Source organism: Methylobacterium planeticum (assembly GCF_008806345.1).
In the GTDB taxonomy this organism is placed as follows: domain Bacteria; phylum Pseudomonadota; class Alphaproteobacteria; order Rhizobiales; family Beijerinckiaceae; genus Methylobacterium; species Methylobacterium planeticum.
The window spans coordinates 164669-179138 of sequence record NZ_VZZJ01000008.1; the positions used below are offsets into that span (position 1 = coordinate 164669).

General features: G+C 71.0%; 13 protein-coding genes and 3 pseudogenes. 12 read left to right on the forward strand and 4 right to left on the reverse strand.

The features are described from left to right. Window positions 1-183: pseudogene (locus F6X51_RS12120) on the reverse strand (IS3 family transposase); the annotation flags it as partial. Between the two features lie 7 nt (window positions 184-190). Next, a pseudogene (locus F6X51_RS12125) lies at window positions 191-529 on the reverse strand (IS30 family transposase); the annotation flags it as partial. Between F6X51_RS12125 and F6X51_RS12130 the strand changes: the two are divergent. Further along, a pseudogene (locus tag F6X51_RS12130) lies at window positions 522-1120 on the forward strand (MFS transporter); the annotation flags it as partial. The pseudogenes F6X51_RS12125 and F6X51_RS12130 sit on opposite strands and share 8 nt — an antisense overlap. 716 nt (window positions 1121-1836) lie before the next feature. Here the strand turns inward: F6X51_RS12130 and F6X51_RS12140 are convergent. Next, window positions 1837-2544, reverse strand: coding sequence for a TetR/AcrR family transcriptional regulator (locus F6X51_RS12140; RefSeq protein ID WP_150963918.1), 708 nt, complete (start codon window positions 2542-2544; stop codon window positions 1837-1839). Window positions 2545-2659: 115 nt separating this feature from the next. Here F6X51_RS12140 and F6X51_RS12145 point away from each other — a divergent pair, with 115 nt between their 5' ends. The 9 genes from F6X51_RS12145 to F6X51_RS12185 are packed head-to-tail and all read left to right on the forward strand — an operon-like array spanning window position 2660 to window position 11637. Further along, window positions 2660-3550, forward strand: a complete 891-nt coding sequence (locus F6X51_RS12145) for an FAD binding domain-containing protein (protein WP_150963919.1) — start codon at window positions 2660-2662, stop codon at window positions 3548-3550. Continuing rightward, the gene (locus F6X51_RS12150; protein WP_150963920.1) at window positions 3547-4059 is read left to right on the forward strand and encodes a (2Fe-2S)-binding protein; all 513 of its coding nucleotides are present in this window, start codon (window positions 3547-3549) and stop codon (window positions 4057-4059) included. The genes F6X51_RS12145 and F6X51_RS12150 overlap by 4 nt, the downstream gene beginning before the upstream one ends. Further along, window positions 4056-6422 carry a xanthine dehydrogenase family protein molybdopterin-binding subunit gene (locus F6X51_RS12155; RefSeq protein WP_150963921.1) on the forward strand — a complete coding sequence of 789 codons (2367 nt, stop codon included), beginning with the start codon at window positions 4056-4058 and terminating at the stop codon, window positions 6420-6422. Before F6X51_RS12150 ends, F6X51_RS12155 begins: the two co-directional genes overlap by 4 nt. A gap of 60 nt (window positions 6423-6482) precedes the next feature. Then, window positions 6483-7730, forward strand: a complete 1248-nt coding sequence (locus F6X51_RS12160; protein ID WP_150963922.1) for an ABC transporter substrate-binding protein — start codon at window positions 6483-6485, stop codon at window positions 7728-7730. Window positions 7731-7756: 26 nt separating this feature from the next. Beyond that, window positions 7757-8647 (forward strand): branched-chain amino acid ABC transporter permease, encoded by an 891-nt coding sequence (locus tag F6X51_RS12165; protein ID WP_150963923.1) that lies wholly within the window; start codon window positions 7757-7759, stop codon window positions 8645-8647. Window positions 8648-8662: 15 nt separating this feature from the next. Continuing rightward, window positions 8663-9685: a branched-chain amino acid ABC transporter permease gene (locus F6X51_RS12170; protein WP_150963924.1), complete on the forward strand. Its 1023-nt coding sequence runs from the start codon at window positions 8663-8665 to the stop codon at window positions 9683-9685. Then, window positions 9682-10440, forward strand: coding sequence for an ABC transporter ATP-binding protein (locus F6X51_RS12175; RefSeq protein WP_150963925.1), 759 nt, complete (start codon window positions 9682-9684; stop codon window positions 10438-10440). Before F6X51_RS12170 ends, F6X51_RS12175 begins: the two co-directional genes overlap by 4 nt. Then, window positions 10433-11137, forward strand: coding sequence for an ABC transporter ATP-binding protein (locus F6X51_RS12180; RefSeq protein WP_150963926.1), 705 nt, complete (start codon window positions 10433-10435; stop codon window positions 11135-11137). The genes F6X51_RS12175 and F6X51_RS12180 overlap by 8 nt, the downstream gene beginning before the upstream one ends. Window positions 11138-11166: 29 nt before the next feature. Continuing rightward, window positions 11167-11637: an SRPBCC family protein gene (locus F6X51_RS12185; protein WP_150963927.1), complete on the forward strand. Its 471-nt coding sequence runs from the start codon at window positions 11167-11169 to the stop codon at window positions 11635-11637. Between the two features lie 201 nt (window positions 11638-11838). On the opposite strand, the gene F6X51_RS12190 is transcribed toward F6X51_RS12185, so the two are convergent. Then, complete coding sequence (locus tag F6X51_RS12190) at window positions 11839-12777, reverse strand: pirin family protein (protein ID WP_150963928.1); 939 nt, start codon at window positions 12775-12777, stop codon at window positions 11839-11841. 198 nt (window positions 12778-12975) lie between these two features. Between F6X51_RS12190 and F6X51_RS12195 the strand changes: the two genes are divergently transcribed. After that, a complete protein-coding gene (locus F6X51_RS12195; protein ID WP_150963929.1) occupies window positions 12976-13914 on the forward strand; it encodes a LysR family transcriptional regulator in 939 nt (312 codons plus the stop codon). A 154-nt stretch (window positions 13915-14068) separates the two neighbouring features. After that, window positions 14069-14317 (forward strand): thioredoxin domain-containing protein, encoded by a 249-nt coding sequence (locus tag F6X51_RS12200; RefSeq protein ID WP_150963930.1) that lies wholly within the window; start codon window positions 14069-14071, stop codon window positions 14315-14317. Window positions 14318-14470: the final 153 nt, after the last annotated feature.

Sequence of the window (14470 nt, forward strand, 5' to 3'; positions counted from 1 at the left end):
GAGGGTGGCGTATTCCACCGCCTCGAAGGATCGCCACGGCCCGCGCCGATGGATCACCTCTGCCTTGAACAGGCCGATCACCGTCTCGGCGAGAGCGTTATCGCAAGAACCCCCGACGCTGCCGACGGAGGGCTCGATGCCCGCCTCGGCGAGGCGCTCGGTGTACTGGATACTCACGTATTGCCCGGGTTCAACTGGTCGTCGCAACGGCAGCCTGCACGGACTGCAGTACGGCGTCCAGGGCCTCAGCGGGCGTTCGCCACCCGAGCGTCTTGCGCGGCCTGCCATTGAGGGCTGCGGCGACCGCTGCGAGGTCGTCCTCAGCATGTGCACCGAGGTCGGTGCCCCTCGGGAAGTATTGCCGCAGCAGCCCGTTGGTGTTCTCGTTGGTGCCGCGCTGCCACGGTGATCGCGGATCGCAGAAGTAGACCTGCAGGCCAGTGTCGATCCTCAGCCGCGCGTGCTCGGCCATCTCCGAGCCTTGGTCCCAGACCAGCGAACGCCGCAACTGCTTGGGCAGCGTCGTGATCAACACCTTGCTCTACGGCTTCATGACGTGGCTGCCGACCTTCTTCATCCGGCAGGGGCTGAGCGTGGCCACCTCGTTCGGCTACGCGCTCCTGATGGGGCTCGGTGCGCCGGTGGGCAGCGCGGTCGGCGCGCTCACCGCCGATCGCTGGGGCCGCAAGCCGACGATCATCGGGGCCTCGGCGACGGCGATCCTGTTCGGGATCCTCTATCCGATGACCCTCGACCCGGTCTTGCTGCCACTGGTGGGCTTCGGCCTGACGGTGCCGATCTACGTCCTGGTGGCGCTGCTCTTCGGCATCCACATCCCAGAACTGTTCCCGACCGAGGTGCGCCTGCGGGCCTCCGGGTTGTGCAACACGGCTGGGGCGGGGCCACCATCGTGACGCCCTTTCTCGTCGTCACCTTATTCGAGACCTACGGCATCGCCGGCGTGACCGGGCTGATGATCGCGCTACTTGTCTTGCAGATCGCGGCGGTGGGCCTGTTTGGGGTCGAGCCGCGCAGCCGGAGCCTCGAGAGCTTGGAGGCCGGCGTCGCACCACCTGGCGCAGTCGCCACGCGGGAAGCGCTTCCTCGGCCGATCGCCTGATGCGGGAGGTTGATTGATCTGCTGGGGGCTCGCGAAGAAGCTCGGCATGAGAGCGAGTGCTCGGCACGCTCATCTGCCGAGTGGCGCTTTGCGCCGAGTGACGGTCCGCGTCACCATTCCGCCTCACCGGCCCATGTCGGCGGTCGCATCTTGTGTGGTTGGACAGGCCGGAGCGAAACCGCCACAGGTCGCCGCATTGGTCCCGAAGTTCGAGCCAAGGGGTCCGCGCGTCCGCATCGACATGGAGGCGACAGCTGGGGGCAGCGGGCGTCGGAGCGAGAGCCCTTGTTTTCGCAGCGATCCTGTCGTTTGCCGGTCTATCGGCGACCGGTGCGCATGGTCCGAACGAGCCTCCTCATCAGCTCCACCGCATTGGGGACCTACCCCTGGAGGGTGGCGAGACGAGCCGCGACTTCGCGATCTCCTCAGTCACGCACGGCACTCCGAACGCCGACAAATCCAACACCATCCCGATGGTGACGGCGATCGGTGGCAACCATCATCGGATCGCCTTCCTGATCGGCCCCGACAAGGCGCTCGACACGGACAAGTATTTTCAGCGCGACGTCGTCGCTTCTCTACGCAGCGACGCGCCGCAAGCCGAGCTTCCGCGGGCCCGCGAGCGAGGATCGCGGTCGGTCCGATCGCGGAGCGGGCGCGGGCGCCCGAGCCGGAAGTCTGCGAATGCGATCCGGGTTGCCGCGTCGAAGGCGCGCTCACGCCGTCCGAGCGGAGGCGACGCTCTCGATGAAGATCCGAGGGGCGCCGTCGAGAAACACGCTGACGTCGTCGGCGATCGTCTGTGACAGGTCTTGCGGGATGGGCCATCCGTAGACGAACTTGCGGATCGCCAAGTAGAACACCTTCCCGTGCATGGCCCAGGCGGCCTCGATCTCGCGCTCCGTCAGCGGCACCACGTCCGGGGACGGCAAGCCGAGATCCGCCCGCACTTCCGCGCAGATCGGATGGATCACGCGCTCGCGGATGATGCCGAGGTAGCGCGGCGCGATGTCGTAGCCCTTCAGGCCCGAGAACACGAAGATCCGCACCCAGACATAGTCGAAGATCTTCTCGGCATACTCGCGGTAGAAGCGCAGGATCCGGGCCTCGAGCGGCTGCGACCGGTCGCCCACCAGGCCGCCCCAGGCCGGATTCCAGCGCTGCACGTAGACGTGCTCGTAGACGCGGTCGAGCAGGGCCTCCTTGGTCGGGAAGTATCGGAAGATCGCCGAGTGGGTGATGCCGAGCCCGCGGGCGAGTTCGCGCGTCTGGCCGCCGAGACCGTGCTCGGCGAAGAACTGCGCCGCCGCCTCCACGATCTGCCGCTCGCGCTGGGCCGCGGGCAGGCGCCGCCGCGCCGCCGGGTCAGGCCGCGCGTCCGCCTTCGCGGGCGGTTCCGGCACGGCGAAGACGGGTGTGCTCATGCTTCGTGACCACTTGGTTGTTTCGCTTGACGGCGCGTTCCCGGGATGGATAGCTTGTAACCAAGCGGTCAACAACGACGGATCGCAGCGACATGCGGCCTGTGGGAGGACGCTCATGAAGGCTCGCGCCTTCGATTATCGCAGCGTCGCCAGCGTGCCGGAGGCGCTGGCCGCCCATGCGGGCTGCGCCGGCGAGGCCCGTTACCTCGCGGGCGGGCAGAGCCTGCTGCCGGCCCTCAACCTGCGCCTCGACGCCCCCGACCTGCTCATCGACATCGGCCGGATCGAGGCCCTGCGCGGCATCGCCCGCGAGGGCCGGACCCTGCGCATCGGCGCCCTGACCCGCCATGCCGAAACCCTGCGCTCCGCCCTCGTCGCCGAGCACGCGCCGATGCTGACGCAGGCCGCCGCCTTCATGGCGCATCCGGCGATCCGCAACCTCGGCACCATGGGGGGCAGCCTGTCGCTCTCGGACCCCGCCGCCGAACTGCCGGCCTGCATGCGCGCGCTGGGGGCCGCCTTCGAGATCACCGGCCACGGCGGCACCCGGATCGTGGCCGCGGACGATTTCTTCCTCGACCTGTTCGAGAACGCGATCGCCCCCGGCGAGCTTCTCTGCGCCATCCGGGTCCCCCTGCCGGAGCCGGGCACGCGGATGCGCTTCGAGGAGATCGCGCGGCGGCGGGGCGACTACGCCCTGGTCGGGCTCGGGGCGAAGCTCGTGCTCGCGGGCGGGACCATCGTGTCCGCCAGGCTCGGCTTCTGCTCGGTGGGGCCGACGCCGATGCGGGCCCCCGCGGCCGAGGCGGCGCTGACGGGCCGCCCCCTCGATGCGCAGGCGATCGCGGCCGCCAGGGCGGCGCTCGGCGACGACCTCTTCCCGGACGAGGACGACAGCCTCTCGGCGGCGGCGCGGATGCACCTCGCCCGCGTCCTGCTCGGCCGCGTGCTCGCCGCCCTGTCCGATGCCGGCGCCCCGGCGGCGATCGAGGGGGCGGCGGCGTGATCGAGCCCCGGCCCATCGCCGTCACGGTCAACGGCGCCACGGTCCGGCGCTTCGTCGAGCCGCGCGTCTCGCTCGCGGATTTCCTGCGGGGCGACCTCGGTCTCACCGGAACGCATCTCGGCTGCGAGGTCGGGGTGTGCGGCGCCTGCATCGTCAACCTCGACGACCGGCCGGTCCATGCCTGCCTGATGCTCGCCGTGCAGGTGGACGGGATGCGGGTCGACACGGTCGAGGGCCTGTCGGATTCCGGCGCCCTCGCCGAGCTGCAGGCGGCCTTCCATGCCCGGAACGCGCTGCAATGCGGGTTCTGCACCCCCGGGATCCTCGTGGTCGCGCAGGACTTCCTCGAGGCGTGCCGCGCCGCCGGCCGCGTGCCCTCGCGCGAGGCGATCCGCGACGCGCTCTCGGGCAATTACTGCCGGTGCACCGGCTACGAGGCGATCGTCGACGCGATCGAGGGCGTCGCCCGCACGCGCCACGGCCGGGATCGGCGCGAGGACGCGGCATGAGCGCGGCGGCCGACAGCCCGGGGCGCGGCCGGTATATCGGCCACCCCCTGCCGCGCCCCGGGGCCCGGCGCCTGCTGGCCGGACGGGGCCGCTACACCGACGACGTGCTGCTGCCCCGCACGCTCCACGCCGCCTTCCTGCGCAGCCCCTACGCCCACGCCCGCCTCGGTGCCGCCGACGTGTCGGAGGCGGCCGCCATGCCGGGCGTCCACCGGGTGCTGACGGGCCGGGATTTCGTGCCGATCTGCACCCCGTGGGTCGGAACGCTCAGCCATTTCAAGGGGATGCGCTCGGCCCCGCAGATGCCGCTGCCGACCGAGAAGGTCGTGTGGGCCGGCCAGCCCGTCGTGATGGTGATCGCCGAGACCCGCGCCGAGGCCGAGGACGCGCTCGAAGCCATCGGGATCGAGTTCGAGGAATTGGAGCCGGTCGTCGACCTCGACGCGGCCCGGGCCCCCGGGGCGCCCCGGATCGACGCGGACGCGCCCGACAACGTCCTGTTCCGCACGCGCATCGAGTCCGGCTCGACCGCGGACGCCTTCGCGGGGGCGGAGAGCGTCGCGGTGGACCTGCGCTTCGGCCGCCACACCGCGGTGACGATGGAGCCGCGCGCGGTGCTGGCCGATTTCGACCCGGGGGAGGGGCGGCTCACCGTTTACCAATCGACCCAGACGCCCTACCAGTTCCAGGACCTCTACGCCCGCCATTTCGGTCTCCCGGAGGCGCGCGTGCGGGTGATCGCCCCCGATGTCGGCGGCTCCTTCGGGATGAAGCTGCACCTCTACCACGAGGACATGGCGGTGGTGGGCGCGAGTCTTCTGCTCAAGCGCCCGGTCAAGTTCACGGCGGATCGGCTGGAGGCCTTCGCCAGCGACATCCACGCGCGCGACCACCGGGTGCGCGCCCGGCTCGCGCTCGCGCCCGACGGCGGGCTGCGCGCCATCGAGGTGGACGACGTGACCGGCGTCGGCCCGTTCTCGGCCTATCCGCGCACCAGCGCGGTGGAGGGCAACCAGGTCGTGCGCCTGATCGGCGCGCCCTACCGGCTGACCGACTACCGGGCCGACCTCACGGTGGTGGCCCAGAACAAGGTGCAGATGAGCCAGTACCGGGCGGTCGGCCATCCGATCGCCTGCGCGGTGACGGAGCGCCTCGTCGACCTCGCCGCCCAGCGCCTCGGCCTCGATCCGTTCGAGATCCGGCGGCGCAACTACGTGACCGACGCGATGTACCCGCACACGACGCCGAGCGGGTACCGGTTCGAGAAGCTCTCGCTCGGAACCTGCCTGTCGAAGCTGCACGACCTGATGGACTACCCCGCCCTGCGCGCCGAGCAGGCCGCCCTGCGCGGGCGGGGCATCCACCGCGGCATCGGCATCGCGACCTATGTCGAGATCACCAACCCGACGCCCGCCTTCTACGGGGTCGGGGGCGCCCACATCTCGGCGCAGGACGGCTGCGTCCTGAAGCTCACGCCCGCGGGCGAGGTGCAATGCGCGATCAGCGTCACCGAGCAGGGGCAGGGGACCGAGGCGATCGTCGGCCAGATCGTCGCCGAGGGCCTCGGCGTCGACCGCGACTGCGTCCGGGTGCATACCGGCGACACCGAGACGACGCCGTCGGGGGGCGCCACCTGGGCCTGCCGCGGCGCCGGCATCGGCGGCGAGACCGCGCTGCAGGCGAGCCGGAAGCTGCGGACGCGCATCCTCGAGATCGCCGCCGCGATCCTGCAGGCGGAGGCGAAAAGCCTCGACATCCGCGACGGCGCGGTGACGGACCCGGACGGCACGCCGCGCATGACGCTGAGGGACGTCGCCAACCTCGCCTATTACCGCTCCGACCTGCTGCCCCCGGACGTCTCGCCGGCGCTGACGGTGGCGCACCACTTCGCGCCGCGGGGCTACCCCTTCGCCTTCACCAACGGCATCCACGGCAGCCTCGTCGAGGTCGATGTCGAGACCGGCCTCGTGACGATCCTGCGGCACTGGGTGGTCGAGGATTGCGGGCGGATCATCAACCCGCTTCTCGTCGACGAGCAGATCCGCGGCGGCGTGGTGCAGGGCCTGGGCGCCGCATTCTTCGAGGAATGCCGCTACGGCGAGACCGGCCAGCTCCTGAACGGGTCGATGGCCGATTACCTCGTGCCGATGGCCTGCGAGATGCCCGACATCGTGATCGCGCATGTCGAGACGCCGACCGGGGACACCGAGCTCGGCGCCAAGGGCTGCGGCGAGGCCGGCACCGCCGCCGCCTCGGGTGCGGCGCTCAACGCCGTCAACGACGCCCTGCACCCGCTCGGCGCCAGCCTCTCGCAACTGCCGATGACGCCCGAGCGCGTTCTGCGAGCCCTCAACGTGATCTGATCGCGCGCGCTTCGCGACGCGGGCCGCACGCATGAGCCCGCGCGACGACAGGAGGAAACCATGGTCGGACAGGGAATGGGACACCGTGCCGTCTCGCGCCGGACGCTCGTCAGGGGCCTGGCCGCGTCCGGAACGCTCGCCGGCATCGGCATGCCCTTCGTCGCCCGCGCGGCCGAGCCGATCCGGATCGGCTTCCCGACGCCGGTCACCGGACCGTTCGGGGCCGAGGCCAAGGACCAGATCCGCTCGGCGGAGCTCGCGGTCAGGCAGTTCAACGAGGCCGGCGGCCTGAACGGCCGGATGGCCGAGCTCCTGGTGCGCGACGACAAGCTCAACCCCGGCGAGGCCGCGACCCGGACGCTGGAGCTGATTGAGAAGGACAAGGCCCACTTCATCGTCGGCGCCCTGTCGAGCGCGGTGCAGCTCTCGGTCAACGAGATCACCCGCTCGCGCAAGGTCCTGTACGTGTCGATCAGCCAGTCCGACACGATCAACGAGGCCAAGGACTTCAGCCGCCACACCTTCCACGAGGCGCTGAACCCGCACATGACCACCGCGGCGGTGGCCAAGCACGCCTTCCGGAAGGGAACCAAGGTCGCGTACCTGGCCGCCGACTACGCCTACGGCCACGAGATGCTGCGCGGCTTCAAGCGCGCCGCCGCCGCGATCGGGGCCGAGACGGTCGGCGAGATCCTGCACCCGTTCGGGGCGCCCGATTACTCGACCTTCATGCCGCGGCTGCGCGCGATGCGCCCCGACATCCTGTGCATCTGCAATTTCGGCCGGGACCAGGCCAACAGCATCAAGCAGGCCAACGATTTCGGGCTGAAGAAGGCCGCCCGGATCGTCGTGCCGGTGCTGCTGCACAACCAGCGCCTCGCGGGGGGCGCCGACGCCTTCGAGGGCGTGGTGGGCGCCAGCAACTATTACTGGCGCCTGGAGGAGACCGTCGCGTCGGCCAAAGCCTTCAACGACGCGTTCCGCGCGGCCCACGCCAACGCTGTCCCGACCGATTACGGCGCCTACGGCTACACCGCCCTGCGCTCCCTGCTGATGGCCGTGAAGGCGGCCGGCGACACCGACACCGACAAGGTGATCGCCGCGCTGGAAGTCCTGAAATACGACGTCGCCAAGGGCCCCGAAAGGTACCGGGCCTGCGACCATCAGGCGATCCAGTCCGTGCTCATCACCGAATCCAAGAAGAAGTCCGAGATGCAGGGCGAGGCGGACCTCTTCAAGATCCTGGACGTCGAGTCGGGCGCGGAGGCGATGCTCCGCACCTGCGACGAACTCGGCCACAGGGCCTGACCGGCCGAGGGCAGCGGGACAGGGCCATGGATGTCGGATCCTTCGATCTCGAACTGATCGTGATGCAGCTCTTCTCGGGGGTGGCGCTCGGCGCCGTCTTCGTGATGCTGGCGCTCGGCCTGTCGATCATCTTCGGCATGCTCGGGATCGTGAACTTCGCCCATGGCGGCGTCTTCATGGTCGGCGCCTATGCGGGGGTGTTCGTGATGGAGCGCACCGGCAGCTTCTGGGCGGCCCTCTTGGTCGGCCCCCTGATGGTGGGCGGGCTCGGCCTGCTGATCGAGCGCTTCCTGATCCGGCCCCTCGCCGGGCGCTCGCCGGACGACCCGCTGCTCCTCACCTTCGGTCTCGGCTACGTGCTGGTCGAGGGCGTGCGCATCCTGTTCGGCTCGGACGGGCTGCCCTTCGCCACGCCGGAGGCGCTCTCGGGGGTCGCCGATCTCGGCATCGGCTATTTCCCGGTCTACCGCCTCTTCGTGGTCGGCGTGGTCGCGCTGGTGCTCGTCGCCCTCTGGTACGGGCTGGAGCGGACCAAGCTCGGCCTGATCGTGCGCGCCGGGGCGCGCGACCCCGAGATCCTGCAGGTGCTCGGCGTCGACATCCAGCGGCTCTGGCTCTGGGTGTTCGGCCTCGGCATCGCGCTGGCGGCCCTCGGCGGCGTGCTCGCGGCACCGATGCGGTCGGTCAACCCGGAGATGGGCAACCTCGTGCTGGGCGAGGCCTTCGCCGTCACGGTGATCGGCGGGATGGGCTCGCTGATGGGCTCCGTCGTGGCGGGGCTGCTGGTCGGGATCGTGGTCTCGATGACCGCCCTGTTCGTGCCCGAGATGGCGAGCATCGCGATGTTCGCCTTCATGGCGCTGGTGCTGCTGGTCCGGCCGCAGGGCCTGTTCGGCAAGCCCGGCCTCGGCGTCTGAGGGGGCTGTCGTCCGATGCAGGCCCTCGACCAGACCGTCATCAAGGCACCCGTAGCGGAACCCGGGGTGCCGCTGCGCTCGCCGATCGCGACCGACATCCTGTCGCGCTGGCGCGCGCCGCTCTCGATCCTCGCGCTCCTGGTGCTTCCCTTCCTGCTTCCCTCGCAGGCGCTCGCCGTCAACGTGCTGATCTACGGGCTCTACGCCGTGGGCTACAACCTGCTCTACGGCTATACCGGCCTCCTGTCCTTCGGCCACGCCGCCTTCTTCGGCACCGGCGCCTACGTCACCGGCATCGCGATCGGGGCCTATGGCCTGCACCCGCTCGCCGCCATGGCGCTCGCGGTCGTGGCGGCGAGCGGGCTGGCGCTCGCCGTCGGCACGGTCTCGATCCGCTCGCGCGGCATCTACTTCGCCATGGTGACGCTGGCGCTCGCCCAGCTCGTCTATTACGTCGCGCTCCAGGCCTCGTCCTGGACCGGCGGCGAGAACGGGCTTCGCGGCTTCACGGTGTCGAGGGTCGATCTCGGGATCGTCTCCCTCGACATCCTCAACCCCCTCACGAAATACCTCTTCGTGCTGGCCTTCGTGGGCGCCGCCCTGGCGCTGATCTCGCGCATCCTGGCCTCGCCCTTCGGGGCGGTGATCGAGGCGATCCGCGAGAACGAGGTCCGGGCGCGGGCCTGCGGCTTCGACGTGGAGCGCTCGAAGCTCCTCGCCTTCGTGCTCTCCGGGCTGTTCTGCGGGCTCGCCGGGGCGCTCTCGGCGATCCACCTCTCGATCGTGCCCCTCGACAGCCTCGCCTACCACACCTCCGGCACCGCCGTGGTGATGACGCTGGTCGGGGGCGCGGGCACGTTCTTCGGGCCCTTCGTCGGCGCCCTCGTGGTGCTCGTGCTCGAGGACGTGCTGAGCCTGTGGACGCCGCACTGGCAGCTCGCGCTCGGCAGCGTGTTCATCCTGTTCGTGCTGTTCCTGCGCCGCGGCCTCTGGGGCACGGCCCTGGCGCGGTTGGCCGCGCTGCGGGGTCGCGCATGACGCCGATCCTCGAAGTCGAGAATCTCGGCCGCCGCTTCGGCGCCTTCACGGCGCTCGAGGGCGTCAGCGCCGCCTTCGGCGAGGGGCGCATCACCGCCGTCATCGGCCCGAACGGGGCGGGCAAGAGCACGTTCTTCAACCTGCTCTCGGGGGCCCTCAAGCCGACGAGCGGCGCGTTGCGCTTCGCCGGCCGCGACATGAGCCGCGTGCCCCAGGCGCGCTTCGCCCATCTCGGCATCGCCCGCTCCTACCAGATCACCAACGTCTTCCCGCAGCTCACCGCCCATGAGAACGTGCGCACGGCGGCCCAGGCCCGGACGAGCCGCTACGATGTCTGGAGCCGGCGCGACGCCCTCTCCGAACTGGCGGCCCGCGCCGACGACATCCTGGAATGGGTCGGCCTCGCGGGGCGCCGCGACCGGCCGGCCGCCGCGCTGGCGCACGGCGAGCAGCGGGCGCTCGAGATCGGCATCGCGCTGGCGAGCAACCCCAAGCTCCTGCTGCTGGACGAACCCACCGCCGGCATGGGCCCGGAGGAGACCAGGGAGATGGTCGCCCTGCTGCGCCGGCTCGGCGAGAGCCGCACCATCCTGCTGGTCGAGCACAAGATGAAGATGATCCTCGGTTTGTCCGAGCGGATCCTCGTGCTGCATCACGGCCGGCTCATCGCCGACGGCAGCCCGGCCGAGATCCAGGCCGACAAGGAGGTGCGCCGGGTCTATCTCGGCGAGAGCCGCGGGTACGGCCATGCTTGAGATCGACCGCCTCGACGCGTGGTACGGCCCGAGCCACGTCCTCCACGGGCTCTCCCTCGAGGTGCGCCAGGGCGAGATCCTGGCGCTCGTCGGCCGCAACGGCGCCGGCAAGACGACGACCATGAAGGCCGTGATGGGCCTGATCCCGCGGGTCGCCGGCCATGTCCGCTTCCTCGGGGAGGAACTGCTCGGACGCCCGGCCCACGCCCGCTTCTCGCGGGGCCTCGCCTACGTGCCCGAGGACCGGCGCATCGTGCCGGGCCTGACCGTGCGCGAGAACCTGAAGCTCGGCCTGCTGCAGGCGCCCGCCTCCATCAAGGAGAAGTCGGCGATCGCCGAGATCGCCGAGACCTTCCCCCGGCTGGCCGAGCGCCTCGATCAGGTCGCGGTGACGATGTCGGGGGGCGAGCAGCAGATGCTCGCGATCGCCCGCGCCATGATCGCCGGCCCGAAGCTCATCCTGCTCGACGAGCCCTCCGAGGGCATCATGCCGGTGCTCGTCGAGGAGATGGGCCGACTGTTCGTGTCCCTGCGCGCGCGGGGCGTGACGCTGCTCCTCGTCGAGCAGAACGTCGAGTGGGCGCTCAACCTCGCCGACCGCGCCGTGATCATCGACCAGGGCGCGGTCGTGCACGAGAGCTCGGCCGCGGCCCTGCGCGCCGACACCGAGATCCAGGACCGCTACTGCGCGGTCTGACCGGCGCGTCGAAGGAGGGATAGGAAACGATGGAGATCACCGGCGCATACCGTATCGCGGCGCCCCGTGCGGCCGTCTGGGCCGCCCTCAACGATCCGGAGGTGCTCGCCCGCTGCATCCCCGGCTGCAAGGAACTCACGCAAGCCTCCCCCGAGGCGATGGCCGCCAAGGTCGCCCTGAAGGTCGGCCCGGTCTCGGCGACCTTCGCCGGCACCGTGCGCCTCGAGGACATCCGCCCGCCGGAGGGCTATACCCTGGTCGGGCAGGGCAACGGGGGCATGGCGGGCTTCGCCAAGGGCCGCGCCGCCGTGGCGCTCCGGGAGGACGGCGCGGACACCGTGCTGAGCTACGAGGCCAAGGCCGAGATCGGCGGCAAGATCGCCTCGCTGGGGGGGCGCCTGATCCAGGCGACCGCGCGCAAGCTCGCCGACCAGTTCTTCGGCGCCTTCGCGGCCGAGCTCGGCGCGCCCACGCCCGAAGCGGCGGCGGCCGCCTCCTGACACCGCCTCACCGCCCTCGAACGACCGCTCGGTCCAAACGCCGGCCCAAGAGGCGGCCCGAGCGCCCGCCCAAGAGGCGGCCCAGACAGGACAGGTATCGAGCATGATCACCGGCATGGATGCCGCCGGGGCGGCGGCGCGCGCGGTCTCATCCGCCCGGGCGGCGGGACCGATCGCCCCGGCGGGCCGCCTCCGACGCGATCACGGATAGCGGACGGGCTTGGGGTCTTCCGGCAGGGGGATGAACTCGGAATCGCCCGGGACGCTGTCGAAGCGGGCCTGGCGCCAATCCTCCTTGGCCTGCTCGATGCGCTCGGGCCGCGAGGAGACGAAGTTCCACCAGAGGTGGCGCGGGCCGTCCATCGGCTCGCCGCCGAGGACCATGAAGCGGGAGGCCTGCGTCGCCCGCACGCTGATGCGGTCGCCGGGCCGGAACACCAGCAGCTGCCCGGGCCCGAACCCGTCCCCGGCGATTTCGATCGCGCCCGCCACCGTGTAGATCGCGCGCTCATCGTAGGTCGGATCGAGGGGCAGGACGGCGCCGGCCTCCAGCGCCACGTCGGCGTAGACCATCGGGCTCGACGTGCGCACGGGGGAGCGCGCCCCGAAGGCCTCCCCGGCGATCAGGCGGACGGTCTTGCCCTCGCCGGTCAGGACCGGCAGCGCGGAGGCCTCGTAATGCTCGAAGGCCGGGGCATTCTCCTCGTCCAGCGCGCTGAGGGCGACCCAGCTCTGGATGCCGAACAGCCTGGAGCCGGTCTGCCGCAGGCCCGCCCCGGTGCGCTCCGAATGCGTGATGCCGCGGCCGGCCGTCATCCAGTTCAGCTCGCCCGGACGGATCGGCAGCTCCGTGCCGAGGCTGTCCCGGTGCATGATCTCGCCGTCGAACAGGTAGGTGACGGTCGAGAGGCCGATATGGGGATGGGGACGCACGTCCATGCCCTGGCCGAGCAGGAACTCGGAGGGGCCCATCTGATCGAAGAAGATGAAGGGGCCGACCATCCGGCACTCGGTCGAGGGCAATGCCCGCCGCACGGCGAACGAGCCGAGGTCGCGCGAGCGCGGGACGATCAGGGTCCGGATGGCGTCGCAGGAGAAGTGGTCTCCCGGGGTTGGGTCTTCCGCGCTGTGCCAGCTCATGGCCTTCGGTCTCCTGCTCGGTCGGATTGAAAACCAGGGTGGCCGCAAGGGCAAACCCGAATTTGCCACGTACGATCGTGGGTTGCGCTTCGGGTCGGTGTCGCCCGGCACGCGGCGCGCTCGATGACGGCACTGTGGGGCTTGCCAGGAATTCGGAAAACAGAAACGATAGAAACTCATTGTTTCCGGAATTTCCCCATGCGTCTCCCCGATTTCGAAGCCTGGGCGATCTTCGCCAAGGTGGTCGAGACAGGCTCCTTTGGCCGGGCCGCGTCCGATCTCGGGATGTCGAAGGGGACCGTCTCGAAGGCGGTCAGCCGCCTGGAAGCCCGCATCGGGGCCCGCCTGTTTCACCGGACCTCGCGCAAACTGTCCCTGACGGCGGCGGGGCAGGCGGCCAAGGACGGCGCCGCGCGTATCCTGTCCGAGGGCGAGGCTGCCGAAGCGGAGGCCACCGCCGGGGCCTCGGAGCCGCGCGGCCCGGTACGGCTCGCCGCGCCGATGTCCTTCGGGGTGATGCACGTCGCCCCGCGCCTGCCGGACTTCCTGCGCCGGTATCCCGCCGTCTCCGTCGACCTTCACCTCAGCGACGCGGTGGTCGACCTGATCGGCGGCGGCTTCGACATCGGCCTGCGGATCGCGGCGCTGCCGGATTCCTCCCTGCGGATGCGCCGGCTCTGCGCCATCCGCCGCTCGGTCGTGGCGACGCCCGCCTACTTGGACGGGCATGGCCGGCCCGAGCACCCGGACGACCTCGCGCACCATGCCTGCCTCGGCTACGCCTACCTTCCGACGCCGGACCGCTGGCGCTTCACCAACGGCAAGGGCGAGGAGGCCGCCATCGTGCCGGCGGGACCGATGCGGGCGAACAACGCTGAGGCACTGGCGCCTGCGCTCCGGGCGGATCTCGGCCTCGCCGTCCAGCCCGACTTCATGGTCTGGGAAGACCTCGAGGCCGGCCTGCTGGAACGGGTCCTGCCCGACTGGTCCCTGCCGCCGATCGCCCTGCACCTCGTGATGCCGCCGGGCGAGCTGCGCCCGGCCCGCGTCACGGCCCTGATCGCCTTCCTGGCGCAGGCCTTGTCCGCCGCGCCCTGGGCCGGCCACCCATCCCCGCGGGGCGACGGCGAGGGCTGAAGCCCGGCCCTTCGCGGAGGCGGCGCCCGACGCGTCGCGGGAAACGGTCCGACCGCTCGGACGGGTGGGGATGGCGCGCTGCTGCCACCACGCTGGCAGCAGCCCCCGTCCAGGAAGGATGCCGGCACCGACCGGCGACGCGGGAGATCCCACCATGCCGACCTTGTTTCACGCCGCCCACTCGCGTTCGACGCGGATCATCCGGCTCCTCGAGGCGCTGGCGACGCCCGACCGGCTCCAGCACGTCTCCGTCCGCTACATGGACGGCGGGGGGAGGGGCCCCGATCCCGCCAACCCGCATCCGGACAAGAAGGTGCCGGCCACCGTCCACGACCACGCGCTGGTGACGGGGGCAGGCGGAGCGAGGGGACGGATGCGTCGGGCGGGCATGCGCGCAGGCTGACACGCGCAGGTTGGCGTGTCGTTGACTTCACAACTCCGCGAAGGGCCGCGGTTCGTGCTGGGATGCCGCAATCGCCATTGGAAACCGCGGCAGGCGAGCAGGCCGCGCCGCCGCTCCAGCCGCAGCGTCGGCTGTGTCCGAAAATCCTGGCAG